Below are 18514 nucleotides of genomic sequence, written 5' to 3'. Positions count from 1 at the left end.
CTTTAGCGGGTGACGGTGTCTTCGGTTGATTTCAGCAGATCGAGGTCCGCGCGGCTGGGGAGGCCCTCCCAGTCGCCGCGGACGGTGACGGCGTACGCGCCGGCCGCCGTGGCCGTGGCGAGGCGCTCGGCGACCGGGCGTCCCCGGACGAACTCGGCGAGGTACCCGGCGGCGAACGCGTCGCCCGCGCCGACCGGGTCGATGACCGGCACGCTGTGCGCGGGCTGGACGTGCAGGCGGCCCTCGCACAGCGCGACGACGCCCGCGGCGCCGCGCTTGATGAGGACGTCCCGGGGGCCGAGCGCCGCGAGCGACGCGGCGAGCCCGGCCAGGTCATCCTCGTCCCCGTCCGCGGACGCGGAGGCGGACGGACGAGCATCGTCGGCGGGCACGACCAGCCGCGCCTCGTCCTCGGTGGCGAAGACGAGGTCGGCGCGTTTGGCGAGGTTGCGCAGGCATTCGCCCGCCTCGGCGGGCGTCCACAGGGCCTGCCGGTAGTTGAGGTCGAGCGACACGGGGACGCCCGCGTCCCGCGCGGTCTCGACGGCGTCGTCCAGGGCCTGCCGGGCGGTCGCGCTGATCGCGGCGGTGATGCCGGTGACGTGCAGGACGCGCGCCGAACGGATCAGATCGTGGGGGACGTCGGACGGATTCAGCCGCGAACCCGCGCTGCCCGTCCGGTAGTACTGGACGCGGGTGAGCGTCCCCGACCGGCGTTCCTTGAACAGCAGCGCGGTCGGCGCGGACCGGTCCACAACGGTATGGCCGAGCCGGACGCCCTCGCCCGCCAGGACGGTCGTGATCAGGCGGCCGAACTCGTCGTCGCCGACGCGGCCGAACCAGGCGGCCGTCCCGCCGAGGCGGCACAGCCCGATCGCCGCGTTCGACTCGGCGCCGCCGACGCCGAGGTCGAGGGTGCGGGCATGCCGCATCGGCCCGACGACGGGGTTCTCCAGCCGCGCCATGGTCTCGCCGAAGGTGACGAGGTCGAGGCCCGCTTCCGGCTCCGGGCGGCGCCCTCGGGAGGACGCCCCCGAATCTTCCGACGGCGAACCGTCCGACGCGGCCCGTGAGCCGTCCGACAACTGTCGTTCCGCGGCGGTCATCGGGCGGCCTCCACGGCGGCGAGGAGCCGTCCGGCACGGTCGGCCAGGTCCGTCAGGGAGCCTCCGTCGAGGGCGTCGCCGATGAGGGAGCCGCCCGCGCCGACCGCGACGGCGCCCGCCTCGATGTACCCGGCGGCGGTGTCCGGACCGATCCCGCCCGTCGGCAGCAGCGGGACGTCGTGGAACGGTTCGGCGAGGTCGCGCAGGTAGCGCGGGCCGAGCGCGGTCGCCGGGAACACCTTGACGGCGGTGGCGCCGAGCTCCCAGGCGCGGGCGACCTCGCCGGGGGTCAGCGCGCCCGGGAAGTAGGCGATGCCGTGCTCGCCCGCGGTCTCGGCGACCTCCGCGCTGGTGTCGGGCGCGACGAGGAAGGACGCGCCCGCGTCGGCCGCCGCGGCCGCGTCCGCGGCGGTGCGCACCGTCCCGGCGCCGAGTTCGACGTCCCCGGGCAGCCGGCGCCGCGCCGCGCGCAGCTCAGCGAGCGCGCCCGGCGTGTTGAGGGTGATCTCCAGGCAGCGGACGCCGGCGTCGGCGAGGGTGTCCAGGACGTCGGCGACGCGGCCGGCGCGGGTGCCGCGCACGACCGCGACGACTCCGGTCGACGTCAGCGCGCAGCCCGGCGCCAAGCGGGGGATCATGGTGGTCCTCTCAAGTCCGTGTGTCGGGTGGGACGTGTCGGAAGGGCCGGGTCGGATCTCGGAAGAGGTCGGATCTCGGAAGGGGGCGAATCTCGGGAGAGCGGGGTCAGAAGTAGGTGCGGATCAGGTCGGTCACCGTCTCGTCGTCGTCGACGACGGGGATGACCTGCCATTTGTCGAAGGCCGTGCAGGGGTGGGAGATGCCGAAGCACAGCAGGTCGCCCGGACGAGGCGGGGGGCCGTCGACCGTCACGTAGGCGTGGTGGTCGTTGGTGCCGGTGACGCGCAGGCCGCCCGCCGGGTGGACGGTCCCGTCCCGCCTCCGGAGCCGCAGCGGGACGGGCAGCCCGGCGTCGTACGGCGCCTCCCGCTTGCCCATCCCGACGATCGCGAGGCCGGGTTCGGGGACGGACGTGACCTGTGCCCAGATCTCCAGCGCGGCGTCCAGCGAGCCGGGGATGCGGGTGAACGGCGTCCGCTGCGTGTAGATGCCGTCGTCGTGCGAGACGTAGGCGCCGCTGCGCAGGATGACGGTCAGCTCGTGCCCCGGCAGCCACGCCCCGGACAGCTGCTCGGCGACCTGGTCGAAGTAGGCGCTGCCGCCCGCGGTGACGATGACGTCGCGGGGGAGCAGCCCGGCCTTGGACAGCTCGGCGGTGGCGTCGCGAAGCAGGCCGAGGTAGCCGCCGGCGGCGGGCACGTCCGGCAGCCCGCCCTCGTATCCGGCGACCCCGGCGAGCTCGGTGCCGGGCGCGGCGGTCACGGCGCGGGCGACCGAGGTCAGCTCCTCGACGGTGCGGCAGCCGGTCCGCCCGCCCCGGTGGCCGAGCTCGACGAGCACCTGGAACGGACGGTCCCCGGCGGCGGCGGAGATCGCGGCGACGCCCTCGACGGAGTCGGCGTACAGCAGGAACTCCAGGCCGCGGTCGATCTCACCGCCGAGCCAGCGCAGCGCGGTCGGGTCGAGCAGCTCGTTGGCCAGCAGGACCCGGGGGACGCCGAACGTCCGGTAGGCGAGGACCTGGTTGGCGGTCGCGGCCGTGATGCCCCAGGCGCCCGCGTCCAGCTGCGCCTGGAACAGCGTCGGGGCCATGGTCGTCTTGCCGTGCGGCGCGAACGCCAGGTCGTGCGCGGCGCAGAACGAGGCCAGCGCGGCGATGTTGTGTTTCAGCGCCGACTCCCGCGCGACCATCACCGGCCAGGTGAAGGGGCCACCGAAGAGCTGGTGGCGGGCGGCGGCGAACTCTTCGAACGCGACGGGCGCGCCCGGCTGCAAGAAACCCTTCGTCCGCCAGTCGACGTGCTCGGCGGGGATGGTCAGGCTGGTCACGGCAGATTCCCTCCTCCATGGTTCTCGGTACCGCGATCGGCTCGGCTTTCGGGACGACTCTCGGAACGACTCTCCAACCGGCTTTCAGAACGACTCTCAGAACGGCTTTCGGAACGGATCTCCAGACGGGTCGCGCGGCGGCGGGGGCGCGACGAGCCGAGCACGCGGGAGATGTCCAGGCCCGTCCGCTCCACCATCGGCCCGACCTCCCGGACCCGCGCGGGCGTCATCCGGGACGTCAGCCCGGACACGCTCAGCGCCCCGACCGCCCGGTCGGTGTGGTCGAAGATCGGCGCGGCGACGCAGCGGACCTCGGGCTCGTTCTCCCGGTCGTCCACGGCGTACCCGGACAGCCGGACCCGTTCCAGCTCGGCGGCCAGCCGGACCGGGTCGGTGATGGTCCGCTCGGTGCGCGGCGGCATGCCCGCGTCGATGACGTCCTGGACGTCGTCCTCGCCGAGCCAGGCGAGGATGGCCTTGCCGACGGCGGTGCGGTAGGCGGGCATCCGCATCCCGACGCGGGACGCCATCCGGACGTTGTGCTCGTTCTCCACCTTGTCGATGTAGACGACGTCCGGCGCGTCGTACACGACGAGGTGGCAGGTCTCGCCCACGACGTGCTGCAGGCGGCGCAGCGGGTCGGCGGCGACGGAGCGCATGTCGAGCGACGACAGGTACGCCTGGCCGAGCCGCAGCGCGCCGTGCCCGAGCCGGAACCAGCCCGTCTCGCGGTCGCGGGTGAGCAGGTCGCCGTCGATGAGCGGCGCGGCGAGCCGCAGCACGGTGCTCTTGCTGATGCCGAGGTCCTCGGCGATCCGGGTGAGGGACACGCCGCGGGCGTCGGCGTGGTCGCGGACGTGGTCGAGCACGGCGAGCGCGCGCCGCAGCGACGACGACTGGTTCCGCGCGGCCGGCTGCGCGGGCGGCTGGGCCTGCGGCTGCGCGGGCGGCTTCGCGGCCTGCTGCTTCGCGGCCCGCGGCCCCTCGATGCCCATGTCGTGGCTCATGTGGTGCTCTCCGGAAGCAGTCCGCGGGTGAGGGCGTCGCGGGCGGACGCCAGGTGGCGGCCGCCGCGGGCCAGGGAGATCTCGTGGTGGCCGGGGAGCAGCATGTCGATCTCCAGCGCGGCGAGGCGCTCCAGGCTGGCGGCGTACTCGGGGACCCGCGCGTCGTGCAGGTTCTGCAGGGAGATGCGCCCGCCGGAGAACACGCAGTCTCCGGAGAACAGCGCCCGCCCTTCGGGCGCGTCCAGGAGGTAGCAGGTGTGACCGTCGGCGTGGCCCGGCGTGGCGATGGCGGTGATGACGACCCCGCTGCCGAGGTCGACCCGCTCCCCGTCCGCGATGGGACGCGCCGCCTGGCATGGCGCGAAGGCATAGTCCGCCGGGTACACACCGGACGCCTTCCCCCGGTCGACGCTGAGCAACTCCTCCGCGCCGGACGCGATCCACTCGTCCGCCGGGGACCCGGCGCGGACGTCGAGGTCCGGCACCCGCTCGGCCAGTTCGGCGGCGCCGCCCGCGTGGTCGGCGTGCCCGTGCGTCAGCAGCAGGTGCCGCTCGCCTTCCGGCCCGGCCGCCGTGTTCAGCCGCCGCGCGAGCAGCCCGGCGGACGCCCCGGCGCCCGCGTCGACCAGCGCCGCGCCCCACGAGCCCCGCACCAGGTAGACGTGGCAGTCCAGCGGATCGGTGAGGTCGAACCCGGCCGCGCCGCTGCCGACCAGGTCGATGTGCTGCGTCAGCCTCACCCGTGCCCCCCGCCGATGCTCGGGGACCGGACGGTCTCGACGATCAGGCGCGCGGCCAGGTCGACGTCGGCCAAGGCCACGGACTCGTCGGCCGAGTGCGCGTCCGCGATCGAACCGGGGCCGAACACGACCGACGGGATGCCCGCGCGGGCGAGCTTGCTGGCGTCGGTGCCGAACGGCATCCCGTGGACGGACGCGTCCCGTCCGGCCGCCGCGAGCGCCCCGCACAGCGCGGCCGGGACCGGGCTCGCGGCCGGGGTGTCGAGCGCGTAGTCGACGGTGAAGGGCTCGTCCACCTCGATCCGGCCGGGGATCAGCGCGGTCAGCTCCTCCCTGTCCTTGCGCCACACGTCGACGGGGTCCTCGCCGGGAAGGGTGCGGCGGTCGACGTCGATCTCGCAGCGGCCCGGGACGGTGTTCGGGCCCTCGCCGCCGCGGACCCGCGTGACGGTCCGGGTGGCGGGCCCGAGAAGCGCGTGCGGCGGGACGCCCGGCGACGCGCGGTCGAGGTGGTCGATGACGCGGGCCATGAGGGTGACCGCGTTGACGGCCTCGTCCGGACGGGAGCTGTGCCCGGCCGTCCCGAGCGTCCGGACGGTGTAGCGCACGCAGCCCTTGTGCGCGACGGCGGCGGCGAGATCGGTCGGCTCCCCGACGACCGCGCCCGCGATCCGCCGCCCCTCAAGGTCGGAGATCAGGCCGAGGACGCCCCGGTAGGCGTGCTCCTCGTCCATGACCCCGGCGAGGACGACCCCGAACGGTGGCGGCTCCCCGGCCGCCGCCGCCGCGGCGAGCTCGGCCGTGGCCAGCATGAACGCGGCCAGCGGCCCCTTCGCGTCGCACGCGCCGCGCCCGTACAGGCGGCCGTCCCTGATCGTCCCGGCGAACGGGTCGACGGTCATGCCGCCGGTCTCCACGGTGTCGAGATGCGACTCCAGGAGGACCATGCGCGGGTCGCGTCCCGGCACGGTCGCGACGACGTTGGGACGGCCCGGCAGGACCTCCCGCAGCTCGGCCCGCACGCCCCGCGCCGCCAGCCAGTTGCGGACGCACCCGGCGACCGCCGCCTCCCCCAGGCCGGGCCCGGCCCCCGTGCCGACAGGCCCGCCCCGCGGGTTGACGCTGGCGATTCCGACCAGATCCTTGAGCAGCTCCCCCGATCGCGTCATCTACGACCGCCGTTCCCGCGCGTAGGCGAGCAGCAGGCCGATGATGAGCAGGCCCAGGACGATCTGCCGGACGCCCTCGGACATGTTCCACGACGCCAGCAGCGCGGTGAGCAGCGTCAGCAGCAGCGCCCCGGCCACGGTGCCGAGCACGTGCCCGCGCCCGCCGAGGATGGACGTCCCGCCCAGCACGACCGACGCGATCGACAGCAGCTGGTACGGGTTGCCCATGGTCAGCGAGCTGGTGGACGTGAACCCGAGCAGCACCAGCCCGGACACCCCGGCGAGCAGCGCGCACGTCCCGTAGGCGATGAACGCCGTCCGGGCGAGCGGGACGCCGGAGGCCCGCGATGCCCGCTCCCCGTTGCCGAGCGCGAACACGTACCGTCCGATCCGGGAGGCGTGCAGCAGCCAGGCGGCGACCGCGGTGATGCCGATCCACAGGACGAACGCGAGCGGCACCCCGAGAACGCGGTCGTTGGCGAGCGACCCGAGCAGCGCCACCTTCGCCGACTTCGGCGACCCGTCGGTGTAGACCAGCAGCGCCCCGGCGACGATCGTGCCGGTGGCCAGCGTCATCACCATCGGCGGCACCCGCAGCCAGGTCACCCCGGCGGCGTTGGCGAGCCCGACGAGGACGCTCGCGGCGAGCGCCACGGCGATGCCCGCCGTCCCGCCCGACCCGGACGCGACCTGCGCGCACACCACCGCCGACAGCGCGACGACGCCCGACACCGACAGGTCGATGCCGCTCATCATGACCACGAGGGTCTGGCCGACGCCGACGATGCCGAGGAACGCGGCCGTCTGCACCAGGTAGCGGAAGCTGGAGACGCTGTCGAAGCCCTTCGCGAACAGGATCGCGGCGAGCCACGTCACGACCAGGACGCCGAACGCCCACGCGGCGCGGTTCTCCTTCAGCGTCCCTGTCAGCCGGCGGGGCAGCGAGGCGGCGGTGCGCGGTAGCGCGGTCATCAGTCCGTCCTCTCGCGGGTCGCGAACGTCTTCACGGCGATCGCCACGATGAGCACCGCCCCCTGCATGATCAGTTGGTAGAACGGCGACAGTCCGGTGAACAGCAGCAGGTTCGTCAGCAGCCCGATGAGCAGCGCGGCCAGCACGGTGGCGCGCATCTGCCCCACGCCGCCGAAGAAGCTGACCCCGGCGAGCACCGAGGCGGCTATGGAGTTCAACGTGTAAGGGGTCCCGATCGTCGCATCGCCCGACCCCGTTTGGATCGCGAGGCCGATTCCGGCAAGGCCGACGAACACCCCCGCCAGCCCGTAGGCGCCGATCTTCACCGTGCGGGTGCCGATCCCGCTGGCGTACGCGCCGTGCTCGTTGCCGCCGACGGCGTACAGCGACAGCCCGAACCGCGTGGTCCGCACCGTCTTCCACAGCAGCAGGACGACCCCGACCACCACGAACGGCAGCGCGAGCCCGTTCCAGCCGTTGTTGTAGGCGTCCACAAGCCCGGACGGAACACTCCCGCCCGGCTGCGGCAGCACCACCAGCGTGACGCCGCCCCACAGGAACGACGCCGCCAGCGTCACGATGATCGGCGGCAGCCCCGCGTACGCGACGAGCACACCGTTCGCCACGCCCGTCGACACGGCCGCCGCCAGCGCCAGCACGGCGGCGACCGCGACGCCGTCCTCCGCGCGGACGGCGAACACCGCCATCGCGAGGGCCAGCACAGCCCCCAGCGACAGGTCGATGCCGCCCGCCAGCATCACCGTGCTCTGCCCCATCGCCGCAAGGATCAGCGGCAGGAACTGCGCCGACAGGATCGTGATCGACGACGGGGTGAACAGCTCGGAGTCGTACTGGCTGTACACGGCCAGCAGGATGACGAGCAGCGCGCACAGGCCGGTGACGTCGAGGTTGCGGCGCAGGAACCCGCCGAACCGTCCGGCCCCGGCCCCGCCTCCCGGCGCCGCGCGCCGGGCGGGCACGGACCGCTCGGTCACGGGCTGGTCAGTCATCGGCCACCGTCCCGGTGACGGAGGCGCGGACCAGCCGCTCCTCGGTGAGGCCGTCCCCCGCCAGCCGATCGACGACGGCGCCCTCGTACATCACGGCGACCTCGTCGCACAGGCCGACCAGTTCCATGGTGTCCCCAGAAGTGATCAGCACCGCCACGCCGCTGTCGGCGAGCCGGCGGAGCAGATGGTAGATCTCGCGTTTGGTGCCGACGTCGATGCCGCGGGTCGGCTCCGCCAGCAGCAGGATCCGCGGCTTGGCCGGCAGCCAGCGGGCCAGCGCGACCTTCTGCTGGTTGCCGCCCGACAGCCTGCGGGCCTCCTGCTCCGGACCGGTCACCCTGATCCGCATCCGCTCGACGAGGTCGTCGACGAGCCGCGCCTCCGCGCCGCGGTCCACGGTGAGCAGCCGCCGCCCCGGCGTCACCACGTCGAGGTTGGTGAGGGCCAGGTTGGCGCGGACGGTCTGCGCCACGTGCAGCCCCTCGACCTTGCGGTCTTCCGGGACGTAGGCGATGCGGTGGCGGATGGCCTCGCGCGGGGAGGCGAGGCGCGCCGGACGTCCGTCCAGCTCGATCCGCCCGGTGTGCCGGACGAGCCCGAACAGCGCCCGCAGCACGGCCCGCTGCCCCTGGCCCTGCAGCCCGCCGAGCCCGATGATCCGCCCGGCCTCCAGGTCGAGATCGACGCCCTCGCAGGCGCCCGGGACGGTCAGCCCGCGCGCCCGCAGCACCGTCCCCCCGCCGTGGGCGGGCTCCGCGTCGTCCGCGGAGTCCGCCGTGGCGTCCTCGGCGGCGGCCTTCTCGGAGGCGATCTCCTTCTCCGACGGGATCGCCGCGATCTCGTCGCCCTGGGCGAGCTCGTCCGCGCCGCTCATCCCGGCCTTCGGCGGGAACAGGTCGGACAGCTCCCGCCCGATCATCAGCCGGACGATGTCGTCATGGTCGGTCTCCGCGCGCTCGCGGGTCGCCATGACCTCACCGTCCTTGAGCACGGTCAGCCGGTCGGAGACGGCGAACAGCTCGCCCATCCGATGGCTGACGATGATCACCGAAGAGCCGGCGGCGCGCAGCTCGTCCACGACCGCGAACACGCTTCTGACCTGGTCGTCGTCCAGCGCGGACGTGGCCTCGTCCAGGATCAGCAGCCGCGGCCCCGAGGCGAGCGCCTTGGCCAGCTCGACGAGCTGCTGCTGGCCGAGCGGCAGCCGCCCGGCCCGGGTGAGCGGATCGACGTCCAGCCCGACCCGGTCCAGCAGCGGCCGCGCCCGGCGGGCGAGGTCGCGGCGCAGGATCAGCCCGCGCCGCGACGGCCACTGCCCGAGGAACACGTTCTCCGCGACGGTCTGGTGCGGGTTGAGGCTGAGCTCCTGGTGCACCGAGCCGATCCCGACCTCGCGGGCGCGGTGCGGCGACCAGGACCGCAGCGGCTCACCGTCGTAGGCGATCCGCCCGGAGTCGGGCGCCAGCAGCCCGGTGACCAGCGACAGCACGGTGCTCTTGCCCGCGCCGTTCTCGCCCACCAGCGCGAGCACCTCACCCGGCCGGACGTCGAAGCTCACCCGATCGAGGACCCGGTTGCCCGCGAACGACTTCGAGACCTGCTCGACGGCCAGAAGCGCCATCGTCACTTCCCGATCAGCTTGTCGATCTCGGGCTGCGGCAGCTCCTGGATCGGGTAGGAGTCGTCCGGCTGGTCCGGCTTGACGTACTGGGTCAGGTTCTCGTCGGTGATCTTGGGCAGCGGGACCATGATCTGGTTCGGCACCGACGCGCCGCCCGCCTTGGCCACCGCCGCGCGCAGCGCGATCACACCCAGGTAGTTGGGCTGCGCCGTCGAGAGCGAGGAGAACCCGTCCTTGCCGTGCTGCTGCCACAGCTTCAGGAAGCCGTTGTAGTTCTCACCGGTGATCGGGACGAGCTTCTTCTTCTGCTTCACCAGCGTCTGGAGCGCCGCGGCCGACAGCGCGCCGCCCTGCGAGAAGACGCCGTCGATGTCGGGGTTCGCCGAGTACGCCGACGCGAACGCCTGCGCCGCCGGGGCCAGGTTGTACTCGCTGTGGACGTTCGCGGCGATCTTGATGCCCGGGTACTTCTTCAGCGCCTCCTCGGCGCCCTGCCAGCGCTCCTCGCTCACCGCGACGCCCGCCGGCCCGTTGAAAGCGATGATCTTGCCCTTGCCGCCGAGCTTGTCGCCGAGCCACTGGCCCATCATCCGGCCCCACTCCTTCTGGTCGGTGCCGACGCGCACGACCTTCTCGGAGGTGACCAGGCTGTCGAAGTTGACGACCGTGATGCCCGCGTTGGCCGCCTGCTCCACGACCGGGTTCAGCGCCGTGGACGACCCGGCGTCCACCAGGATCACGTCGTACTTCTGCTGGATCATCGCGCGGATCTGGGCGATCTGCTGGGACGTGTCGCCGTTGGCGTTGAACACCTTGTAGTCGGCGATCTTGCCCTCGCCCTTCAGCTTCGCGACATCGTCCTTGATCATCTTGTCGGTCTGCTGCATCCACGACGGCGTCAGGTAGATGGTCGACCAGCCGACCTTCAGCGCCTTGGACTTGGCACCGGACGTGCCGTCGCCGTCGCCGGACGAGTCGCCGGAGTCGACGCCGCACGCGGCGGTCGCGGCCAGCGTGCCGAGCGCCGTGACGGTCACCACGGCGCGCGTGAATCTACCGATCATGGGGGGTACTCCTCGTGACGATTCCGGGACCGGGCGGTCCCGGCGGTCTGGGCGCGGCGTCGGAAGGGGACGTTCACGCGGTTCGCGGCGCCCGTCCCAGAGGGTGGTGGACGGCTGCCGGTGTCCGGAGGTTATGGGCTGAGTCAAGCCTCGCGCCAGTTTTGCAACATATGATTTTGCACTGCAAAACTACCGCCTGACCTGCGACGTTGCCGAACGGAATCAGAGGATAGGCCCGCGACCCGTGTCCGAAACCCGGTCGCGCCGGCGCCGCCTCGCGCTCGGGAGGCGGCAGGGCCGCACCTACCGGTCAAGGCGGCGCCCGCCGGTCAGGATCGCCTGCGTGCCGCGTCCGGTCAGGCGTCCACGCGCGCCCACACCCATTTGCCGCGCGGATCGGTCACGGTCACCCCGCACTCGGTCGAGAGCATCTCCACGATGGGAAGGCCCCGGCCGCCCGTCTCGTCCTCGCCTTCCGGCTCCAGCGCGGCGGCGTCCGGGGCCACGTCACCGGCCATCGTCTCCGTCGTCCGCTTGCGCATCGGCAGGGCGTCGGAGGAGTCCCACACCGCCAGCAGCACACCGCGCGCCTCGCGCGTGAGCCGGACGCGGATCTCGCGCCCGGGCCGGTGGCGGATCGCGTTCGTCACCAGCTCGCTGGCGATCAGCGTCAGATCGTCGCGCAGCACGGCGAGATCCCACGAGGCCAGGCGCAGCTCCACCAGCGTCCGGACCTGTCCCGGTACCGTCCGGACCGCCGGGCACCTCACCTCCAGCCCGGCATCGGGCACCGCGTCCGAGCCCGTCGGTCCGCAATCCATCACGACGACCGCGCCGGGTGCCGCCGCACCGGCATGACCGGCTCCGCCGTGTCGTCCAATGGCTCGCCCCTGCCATGTCCCACGGGCCGGAACCGCCTTCCGGTCAAGGGCTCTGCCAGCAGGGCAAACCGCTGTTTTCGAGCCCGTCCTGAGGCATCGAGGATCGTCCGTGCCGCCGGACGCCTGAACTCCGTTCCCAGGACGTCCAGGACGGTTCCTGGTTAGCGTTGAGGACGTCTCATCCGTCCCGCCGAGGGGTGCAGGTGTGCCGAACGATGCCCTACGACAGGCCATGACCAATGCGAGACTGACAGAGCAGGAACTCGCCGAAGCTTGTCAGGTGGACGTCAAGACCGTGGCCCGGTGGGTAGCCGAAGAAGGTCGCACCCCGCACCCGCGTCACCGCTGGGCCGCTTCGGACGCCTTGGGAGTTGATGAGCGCATGTTGTGGCCTGACGCCATCCGCAAGAACGTGAAAACCGGAGCGGACCGCGAGATCACGGCGGTGTACCCCTACCGCTCGGCCTGCCCCAAGTCCGTCTGGCGCCGCCTCATCGGAGAAGCGAGCAAGGAGCTGACCTTCGCCGGTTACACGAACTACTTCCTGTGGCTGGAGATCCCCAACCTCCGGACCGTCCTGCGCCGCAAGGCCGAAGGCGGCTGCCGGGTGAGGTTCCTGGTCGGCGACCCGGGCAGCGACGTCACGCGCCATCGCGAGGAACTCGAGTCCGTGCCGCTCACCGTGGGCACCCGCATCAAGATCACCCTCGACGAGCTGTCCAAGGTCGCGGACGTGCCGGGCATCGAGGCCCGCTACGGCGACGACCACATCGCCATGAGCGTCTTCGTCTTCGATGACGAGATGCTCGTGACCCCCCACCTCGCGCACCTGGGGGGGCACGACTCCCCGATGCTCCACATCCGGCGTCAGCAGGACGACGGGCTCTACGACCGGTTCGCCTACCACGTCACCGAACTCTGGAACGGTGGCCGCCCCATCGCGGAGTTCGCTCCCCGGTGACCGGGCTAAGCCCGGCGCAGGACGATAGGGCGGACTCTGCCCAGGCCCTGGAGGGGGCGGGGGCGCAGGGGCGTGGTGTCGAAGGCACCGGACGGCAACGTCGCGGCCAGGGCGGTGTCTATGAGGACGGTCCCCGGGTAGGCGGTGGCGGTGAGGCGGGCGGCCAGGTTGACCGGGTTGCCGAAGACGTCGCCCAGGCGCTGGATGACTTCGCCGTAGGCGAGGCCGACGCGGACCTTGGGGAAGTCCGGGTCCTCGTTGAAGCGTTCCGCGACGCGCAGGCCGATCTCGGCGGCGGAGCGGGGGTCGGACGCGACGAACAGCACCTCGTCCCCGAGCGTCTTGACGATACGGCCGCCCTGCTCTGCGACGATCTCGGCCGCCGTGGACTCGAAGCGCTCGATGAAGGCGGCGAGGGCGTCGCCGTCCAGGCGGCGGCTCAGGCGGGTGAAGGAGACGACGTCGGCGAAACCGGCGGCGAGGTGCGCGAGACCGGCGGCGGGGTCGGACTGCGCGCTGGCCGTCGTCGCGGCGGCGCGCATCCCCGCGGCGGTGAGCTGGCGGCGCCAGCCGTGCAGCAGGAGGCGCTCGAAGGCCGGGCGGAGCTCCTCGGTGGCGGCGAGGGCGGCGGTGACGAGGTCGGGCGTGAGGGGCTCGTCGGACGGGAGCTCGCCGAGGCGCTGCAGCCACACGTCGCTGAGCCAGCTGGCGAGCCGTCCCATGGTCTGGCCGACGGCGCGGGCGAGCTGGAGGACCATCTCCTCGTCGACCAGGTCGCCGCCGAGGAGGTCCTTGATCTCCCGGAGCGCGGCGACGTCGCCGTCGGTGAAGGCGACCTCGTCGTCGGGCGGCGTCGGGAAGCCGAGGGCCTGCCAGATGCGGCGCGCGTAGTCGTCGGGGACGCCCGCGAGGGCCTCGACCTCCTGGCGCGTGTAGCGCAGGGGGCCGCCGAGGAGCGTCTCCTCGATGTCGTCCGCCATGGCCCATGCTCCTATGTGTCATTGATCGATGTAACAATGGTGCCGGAGTAAGATCACGGCGGTCAAGATGGACGAGTCCGGCGGACGGGACATGGCCGAGTACCGAATCGACGAGCTGGCGCGGCTGGCCGGGAGCACCGTGCGCAACATCCGTGCCTACCAGGACCGGGGGCTGCTGCCGCCGCCCCGGCTGGAGGGCCGGGTCGGCCTGTACGGCGACGCGCACCTCGCGCGGCTCCGCCTGATCGGCCAGCTGCTCGGCCGCGGCTACACCTTCGCCGTCATCAAGGACCTGCTCACGGCGTGGGAGACCGGCAAGGACATCGGCGAGGTCCTCGGGCTGGAGAAGGTGCTCACCGACCCGTGGTCGGACGAGATCCCCGGCACGGTCGGCTACGACGAGCTGGTCGCGATCTTCGGCGCCGGGCTGGACGAGGACGAGGCCGCCCGGCTGCGCGACCGCACCATCGAGATCGGGCTCATCGAACCGGACGGCGCCGTGTACCGGGTGCCGAGCCCGCGGCTGCTGCACGTCGGCGCCGAGCTGGTCGCGGCGGGCGTCCCGCTCGACTCCGTGCTCGACATCGCCGAGCAGATCCGCGCCGACTGCGACGTGATCGCGGACCGGTTCGTCGGGCTCGTCCGGGAGCACGTGTTCGACCGGCTTGCGGAGCGTCCCGTCCCGGACGGCGAGCAGGTCACCGAGGTCGCCGCCGTGGTGCGCCGGATGCGGCCGCTGGTGAAGATGGTCGTCGACCCGTTCATCGCACGGGCGATGGAGGCCCGCGTCCAGGCGGCGCTCGGCGAGCACCTCGAAACAGTCAGGGACCAGCTCGGCCAGGGCCCGGCCGCGGGCTGACCCCCCGCGGTCGGCGAACGGGCGGGCGGGCCGTCAGAGGAGCGTGGCGCCCCAGACGACCGTGACCGTCTGCGGCGCGCCTCCGGCGCCGGTGAAGGTGAGGGTGCCCTGGCCGGGCAGCCCGACGATGGCCGTGCGCAGCGTCAGCGTCAGCCGGACGGTGCCGTCCTCGGGCATGCCGCCCCGCGTCTTCGACAGGACGAGCTGGTCGGTCGACGAGTTCGCCGTCCACGACACGGGCCCGCTCTTGGCGGCGAGGCTGACGTAGGCGGTCTTCGTGCCGTAGAGCTCGACCTTCGCCGGGGCGACGACGAGGACGCCGGGCTGCTCGGGCGCGTCGGACGCGGGCGGCGACGGGCTCGCCGGGGGCTCCGGGTCCTTCTCCTCCGTCTGCGGGCCGATGGGCGCCTGGCCGGGCTGGACGGGCCCGCCGCCGGGCCCCTGCGACGGCGGCCTGCCATCGCCCGAGTGGGTCGGCGACTCGTTGGTGATCGACGGCTGCGGATGCGTGTCGAACGGCGGCCAGTTGAGCGTGTCGCCGTCGATCCCGGGGCCCATGACGAACATGGCGGCGAACGCGGCGGCCAGCGCGCTCGCCATTCCGCCGCCGGTGTACAGCCAGCGGCGCGTGAACGGCGACGGCACGTCCGGCTGGCTCGGCAGGCCGGACGGCGTGAGCGCGCCGCCCCGCGCGGCGATGTCGGCCCGGTAGCCGGCGAGCTCCGGGTCGGTCGCGGTGTGCATGACGCGGTGCCGGAGCGCGGCGGGCAGCACCGGGGCGGGCGCCCGCTTGAGCAGCGCGGCGGCGGCCACCCGGCCGCGGCGGCGGCAGGCGGGGCAGGCCGCGGCGTGCCGTTCCGTGGACGGGTCGGCGGGGACGGCGTCGACGCGCCGGTGAAGGACCTGCCACAGCGCCTTCGTCCGCGGCTGGGACGCGGCAGGCGGCGCGGAGTCCTCGGGGTCCGCGGAATCCTCGGGGTCCGGCGCGGCGGACGGCGGCGGCGCGGACGGCCCGTCCTTGCGGGCCGGGGGGCGGGCCGCGAGGACGGCGACCGCCGTGGGACGCGCCTCGTCCCCCTCACCCGGCGAGCCGGCCGGGTCGGACGCGTCCGGCGACTCCGGAGACTTCGGCTGTTTTGAGGTGGCGGCCGCGGCGGCGCAGGCGCGGTTGGCGCGGTGGATCTCCTTGCGCAGCGCGGCGTCGAGGTCGGTCCGCGACCTGCGCACCCGCAGGGCAGCGCGGCGCGAGGACATGCCGAGCGCCGCGCCCAGCCGGGTGGGACGCAGCCCGTGCCGGAACGCCAGGAGCATGACCTCCTGCTCGACGGGGGCCAGCCGGGCGAGGCAGGCGCGCAGGAGCCCGTGCAGCTCGTCCAGGGGCGGCCAGTCGGGGACGGGGCCGTCCGGCTCGCCGCGGTCGAGGAACGGGATGTCGGAGAAGTCGGCGTCCCGGTCCCAGTAGAGGTTCTTGGCCCGGCCGCGCCGGATGCAGCGGCGCCGGGCCGCCCCGTACAGCCAGGAACTCAGCTGCAGATGATCGCGCATCCGGGGCGCGCGGCGCCCGGCGTCGATGAACGTGTCGTGGACGATGTCGGCCGCGACTTTCTCATCACCCGACATTGACAGGGTGTAGTCATAAACGCGCTCACCGTACTCGTCATAGAGCGCGGCGAGCGCGGCCTCGTCGCCGTCGTTCAGTCCCTTCACCAGCGTTCGGTCAGCCGTGTGCACGGAGGGGGACAACCTGGGCATTCACGCTCCCGGAACCGGCATGAGGCGTCCGTCCCCATCGGGATCGTCCGGACATTCAGCCCACCTTGCATACACCCGTGAACCCCGTCCGCACCACATGATGTGCCGAAATCACGATTAAGGTGACTCCGGGGTGAGATGCCGCGTCTCTCCGTGATCACGCTATCAATGACTCGCCGTCAGAATCGAGTCAGCGAATCCCGCCCCATGCTGTTATCTTGGTACCATGGTAACAGTTGACCGGGTGCAGACCGGGCTCCGCGTCGAGCGCGACGTCCTCAAGGTCCTGAAGGCCCTGGCCGAGTATCTGGACGTCTCGCTCGGCGACCTCGTCGAGGGCCTCGCCCTCCACGCCTTCGAGGGGAAGGCGCCGTTCTCGCCCGAGACGCTCGGCAAGATCGAGCAGCTCAAGTCCGTGTACGGGCTGACGCTCACCGCCGCCGACGCGCACCGCCTCACCGAGCAGTCCCGATGACGACCCGGCGCCGGGTCAGCGGACGCGTCCGCGTCGCCGCCCCGCGCGGCGCACTCCCTCCGGACGAGTCCTTCACCCTGTTCACGCCACGAGGCGAGGAGCGCTGGGTGCACGGGTGGCACCCCCGTTTCCCGGTGGACGGCGCCGACGACACCGAACCCGGAACGATCTTCGAGACCGTCCACGACGGGGAGACAACTACCTGGGTGGTGCTGGCATGCGAACCCGACCGCCACATCTCCTACGCCCGCGTGACCCCCGGACGCCGCGCGGGCACGGTCAGCGTCGACATCGGCGACGACGGCACCGCCGCCGTCACCTACGACCTCACCGCGCTCACCGGCGAGGCCGCCCGCGACCTCGACGCCTTCGCCACCGCCTACCCCGGCTACCTCCGCTCCTGGGAAGAGGCGATCGCCGCCCACCTCTCCTAGAACCCGAAGGAGGACGGCTCGGCCATGAGATCGCGGAGCTTGGACATGCCCCGGGAGACCGTGGACTTGACCGTGCCGACGCTGACGCCGAGCGCTTCGGCGATCTCCCGCTCGGACATGTCCTCGTAGTAGCGGAGCATGACGGCGAGGCGCTGCCGTTCGGGCAGGTGGCGAAGCGCGCGGCCGAGCGCGTCGCGCATCTCGCTGCGCCCGGTGTGGTCGTCGACGGGACGGTCGGGGAGCTGATCGGTCGGGTACACGTCCAGCTTCCGGCGCCGCCACCAGGAGATCTGCGTGTTGACCATGGCGCGGCGGACGTAGCCGTCGACGGCGGCGGGGTCCTCGATGCGGTCCCAGGCGAGGTAGGTCTTGGCGAGGGCGGCCTGGAGGAGGTCCTCGGCCTCGGCGCGGTCGCTGGTCAGCTGGGTGGCGGCGCGGAGCAGCACGGTCCCGCGTTCCGCCACGTACTCGCGGAACTCCTCGTGCCGCGTCCCGTTCACGTCACCACCGGACCAGGGGTTGGGAGCCGCCGCCACGGCGAGCTCTCGGTATGGTCGACGATCGCACGCCGACCGTAATTTCGGGCCTACCCAAAACACTTATCCGGGTCAACCAGTGGATAATCTTCATCCCAGGTAAATCAAACATCCTCCACCGGCTGACTTATCGCGACAAATCCGTCGACAGCGCGAGTCACCGCGCGTGACTCTTGACTCACTGTCCTAACACCAGTGGCCCAGTGTGATGATTCGATGCCGGAGCGCCGCGATGCCGCCAGCCCAACGCCGTGGAGCGAGCCGCCGCCGGCTGCGCGCGTCCGTCCTCGGAACACCCGCGGACGATGGGCTGCCGGAACGCGCCGAACGTCCGCTGGACGCGGTCACCGGGATCGTGCTCGACGCCAGCCCGCACCTGCTCGTGGTGGGCACGGCCCGGGGTGATGCCGGGGGCACGGAGACGCGCTTCGCGATGACCGAGACCACGCCGGTCTGGCACGGCGGGCGCGGGGGCCCCGCCGCGCTCCGTCCAGGCCGCACCGTGGTCGTCCGGCCGAAGGACGCCGGGCTCCTCACCGACGGGGCCGGTGCGGCCGCGCGGGAGGGGACGCCCCGGGGCGGCGGCGTCTCCATCGCCGATCGGATCTGGGTCGACATCGGCCGGGTCGCCGGCACGATCCTGGCGTGCGGGCGGGACGCCGTGGACGTGGACATGGGCCCGCACCGGGGGCGCACCCGGGTGGTGATCCCGCCGCGCGCCCTCGAACGGGTGCTGGTCCGGCATCCGCGGCTGGAGCCCGGTTACCTGATCGACGTGATCTGCGTGCGGTCACCGGACGGGCCGCGGGCGGTGCATCCGGGCACGTCGCAACCGGGGTACCGGGCGGACGACCTCGCCGCGCCGGAGGTCGCCGCGCCGGTGCCCGGCGTGCTGCGCGGCACGGCGACGTGGTTCGGCGGCCTCGACGACCCGGCCATGGCGAACCCGGGGGCGAAGAGCCCGGGGGTGGACGGGGCG

Annotated in this window: 18 protein-coding genes and 1 pseudogene; 5 read left to right on the top strand and 14 right to left on the bottom strand. The window is 73.0% G+C overall.

Features of this window, described 5'->3' with window-relative positions:
- Positions 1 to 2: 2 nt before the first annotated feature.
- The 11 genes from ETD83_RS15705 to ETD83_RS42520 form a co-directional block, all read right to left on the bottom strand.
- Complete coding sequence (locus ETD83_RS15705) at positions 3 to 1106, bottom strand: sugar kinase (RefSeq protein ID WP_138645866.1); 1104 nt, start codon at positions 1104 to 1106, stop codon at positions 3 to 5.
- Positions 1103 to 1744 (bottom strand): bifunctional 4-hydroxy-2-oxoglutarate aldolase/2-dehydro-3-deoxy-phosphogluconate aldolase, encoded by a 642-nt coding sequence (locus tag ETD83_RS15700; RefSeq protein WP_138645865.1) that lies wholly within the window; start codon positions 1742 to 1744, stop codon positions 1103 to 1105. The genes ETD83_RS15705 and ETD83_RS15700 overlap by 4 nt, the downstream gene beginning before the upstream one ends.
- Positions 1745 to 1850: 106 nt before the next feature.
- Positions 1851 to 3074: a type III PLP-dependent enzyme domain-containing protein gene (locus ETD83_RS15695; RefSeq protein WP_138645864.1), complete on the bottom strand. Its 1224-nt coding sequence runs from the start codon at positions 3072 to 3074 to the stop codon at positions 1851 to 1853.
- The gene (locus ETD83_RS15690; protein ID WP_230420937.1) at positions 3071 to 4081 is read right to left on the bottom strand and encodes an IclR family transcriptional regulator; all 1011 of its coding nucleotides are present in this window, start codon (positions 4079 to 4081) and stop codon (positions 3071 to 3073) included. The genes ETD83_RS15695 and ETD83_RS15690 overlap by 4 nt, the downstream gene beginning before the upstream one ends.
- Complete coding sequence (locus tag ETD83_RS15685; protein ID WP_138645863.1) at positions 4078 to 4821, bottom strand: MBL fold metallo-hydrolase; 744 nt, start codon at positions 4819 to 4821, stop codon at positions 4078 to 4080. Before ETD83_RS15685 ends, ETD83_RS15690 begins: the two co-directional genes overlap by 4 nt.
- A complete protein-coding gene (locus tag ETD83_RS15680; protein ID WP_138645862.1) occupies positions 4818 to 5990 on the bottom strand; it encodes a M20/M25/M40 family metallo-hydrolase in 1173 nt (390 codons plus the stop codon). The genes ETD83_RS15685 and ETD83_RS15680 overlap by 4 nt, the downstream gene beginning before the upstream one ends.
- Positions 5991 to 6962, bottom strand: a complete 972-nt coding sequence (locus ETD83_RS15675; protein WP_138645861.1) for an ABC transporter permease — start codon at positions 6960 to 6962, stop codon at positions 5991 to 5993.
- A complete protein-coding gene (locus ETD83_RS15670; protein WP_138645860.1) occupies positions 6962 to 7972 on the bottom strand; it encodes an ABC transporter permease in 1011 nt (336 codons plus the stop codon). Before ETD83_RS15670 ends, ETD83_RS15675 begins: the two co-directional genes overlap by 1 nt.
- Positions 7965 to 9593, bottom strand: coding sequence for a sugar ABC transporter ATP-binding protein (locus ETD83_RS15665; protein ID WP_138645859.1), 1629 nt, complete (start codon positions 9591 to 9593; stop codon positions 7965 to 7967). Before ETD83_RS15665 ends, ETD83_RS15670 begins: the two co-directional genes overlap by 8 nt.
- Before the next feature lie 2 nt (positions 9594 to 9595).
- Positions 9596 to 10657 (bottom strand): ABC transporter substrate-binding protein, encoded by a 1062-nt coding sequence (locus ETD83_RS15660; protein ID WP_138645858.1) that lies wholly within the window; start codon positions 10655 to 10657, stop codon positions 9596 to 9598.
- Positions 10658 to 11013: 356 nt separating this feature from the next.
- On the bottom strand, positions 11014 to 11478 hold the full coding sequence (locus ETD83_RS42520; RefSeq protein WP_171064227.1) for an ATP-binding protein: 465 nt from the start codon (positions 11476 to 11478) through the stop codon (positions 11014 to 11016).
- A 472-nt stretch (positions 11479 to 11950) separates the two neighbouring features.
- Here ETD83_RS42520 and ETD83_RS15650 point away from each other — a divergent pair, with 472 nt between their 5' ends.
- Positions 11951 to 12499, top strand: coding sequence for a hypothetical protein (locus tag ETD83_RS15650; protein WP_230420936.1), 549 nt, complete (start codon positions 11951 to 11953; stop codon positions 12497 to 12499).
- A 5-nt stretch (positions 12500 to 12504) separates the two neighbouring features.
- Here ETD83_RS15650 and ETD83_RS15645 read toward each other — a convergent pair whose 3' ends face one another.
- Positions 12505 to 13479 (bottom strand): adenylate/guanylate cyclase domain-containing protein, encoded by a 975-nt coding sequence (locus ETD83_RS15645; RefSeq protein ID WP_138645855.1) that lies wholly within the window; start codon positions 13477 to 13479, stop codon positions 12505 to 12507.
- A gap of 67 nt (positions 13480 to 13546) precedes the next feature.
- On the opposite strand from ETD83_RS15645, the gene ETD83_RS15640 reads away from it, so the two are divergent.
- The gene (locus ETD83_RS15640; protein WP_329602825.1) at positions 13547 to 14338 is read left to right on the top strand and encodes a MerR family transcriptional regulator; all 792 of its coding nucleotides are present in this window, start codon (positions 13547 to 13549) and stop codon (positions 14336 to 14338) included.
- Positions 14339 to 14371: 33 nt separating this feature from the next.
- On the opposite strand, the gene ETD83_RS15635 is transcribed toward ETD83_RS15640, so the two are convergent.
- Positions 14372 to 16045 (bottom strand): sigma-70 family RNA polymerase sigma factor, encoded by a 1674-nt coding sequence (locus ETD83_RS15635; RefSeq protein ID WP_171064225.1) that lies wholly within the window; start codon positions 16043 to 16045, stop codon positions 14372 to 14374.
- A gap of 271 nt (positions 16046 to 16316) precedes the next feature.
- Between ETD83_RS15635 and ETD83_RS15630 the strand changes: the two genes are divergently transcribed.
- Together ETD83_RS15630 and ETD83_RS15625 are read left to right on the top strand one after the other, a co-directional pair.
- Entirely contained in the window at positions 16317 to 16565 is a 249-nt protein-coding gene (locus tag ETD83_RS15630) for a hypothetical protein (protein WP_138645853.1), read from the top strand.
- Positions 16562 to 16999 carry an SRPBCC family protein gene (locus ETD83_RS15625; protein ID WP_138645852.1) on the top strand — a complete coding sequence of 146 codons (438 nt, stop codon included), beginning with the start codon at positions 16562 to 16564 and terminating at the stop codon, positions 16997 to 16999. The genes ETD83_RS15630 and ETD83_RS15625 overlap by 4 nt, the downstream gene beginning before the upstream one ends.
- Here ETD83_RS15625 and ETD83_RS15620 read toward each other — a convergent pair.
- Positions 16996 to 17499: a SigE family RNA polymerase sigma factor gene (locus tag ETD83_RS15620; RefSeq protein ID WP_138645851.1), complete on the bottom strand. Its 504-nt coding sequence runs from the start codon at positions 17497 to 17499 to the stop codon at positions 16996 to 16998. The genes ETD83_RS15625 and ETD83_RS15620 overlap by 4 nt on opposite strands.
- 268 nt (positions 17500 to 17767) lie before the next feature.
- On the opposite strand from ETD83_RS15620, the pseudogene ETD83_RS15615 reads away from it, so the two are divergent.
- Positions 17768 to 18514: pseudogene (locus ETD83_RS15615) on the top strand (hypothetical protein); the annotation flags it as partial.

It is taken from the genome of Actinomadura soli, assembly GCF_005889715.1.
In the GTDB taxonomy this organism is placed as follows: Bacteria; Actinomycetota; Actinomycetes; order Streptosporangiales; family Streptosporangiaceae; genus Spirillospora; species Spirillospora soli.
Note: the sequence above shows the minus strand (reverse complement) of the source record. Positions and strands in the feature narration are given on the sequence as shown.

Coding starts and splice junctions, on each gene's coding strand:
- ETD83_RS15675 (WP_138645861.1), bottom strand. CDS start 6,962: ATGACCGCGCTACCGCGCACCGCCGCCTCGCTGCCCCGCCGGCTGACA.
- ETD83_RS42520 (WP_171064227.1), bottom strand. CDS start 11,478: ATGGATTGCGGACCGACGGGCTCGGACGCGGTGCCCGATGCCGGGCTG.
- ETD83_RS15625 (WP_138645852.1), top strand. CDS start 16,562: ATGACGACCCGGCGCCGGGTCAGCGGACGCGTCCGCGTCGCCGCCCCG.
- ETD83_RS15660 (WP_138645858.1), bottom strand. CDS start 10,657: ATGATCGGTAGATTCACGCGCGCCGTGGTGACCGTCACGGCGCTCGGC.
- ETD83_RS15665 (WP_138645859.1), bottom strand. CDS start 9,593: ATGGCGCTTCTGGCCGTCGAGCAGGTCTCGAAGTCGTTCGCGGGCAAC.
- ETD83_RS15690 (WP_230420937.1), bottom strand. CDS start 4,081: ATGAGCCACGACATGGGCATCGAGGGGCCGCGGGCCGCGAAGCAGCAG.
- ETD83_RS15640 (WP_329602825.1), top strand. CDS start 13,547: ATGGACGAGTCCGGCGGACGGGACATGGCCGAGTACCGAATCGACGAG.
- ETD83_RS15705 (WP_138645866.1), bottom strand. CDS start 1,106: ATGACCGCCGCGGAACGACAGTTGTCGGACGGCTCACGGGCCGCGTCG.
- ETD83_RS15680 (WP_138645862.1), bottom strand. CDS start 5,990: ATGACGCGATCGGGGGAGCTGCTCAAGGATCTGGTCGGAATCGCCAGC.
- ETD83_RS15700 (WP_138645865.1), bottom strand. CDS start 1,744: ATGATCCCCCGCTTGGCGCCGGGCTGCGCGCTGACGTCGACCGGAGTC.
- ETD83_RS15670 (WP_138645860.1), bottom strand. CDS start 7,972: ATGACTGACCAGCCCGTGACCGAGCGGTCCGTGCCCGCCCGGCGCGCG.
- ETD83_RS15645 (WP_138645855.1), bottom strand. CDS start 13,479: ATGGCGGACGACATCGAGGAGACGCTCCTCGGCGGCCCCCTGCGCTAC.
- ETD83_RS15630 (WP_138645853.1), top strand. CDS start 16,317: ATGGTAACAGTTGACCGGGTGCAGACCGGGCTCCGCGTCGAGCGCGAC.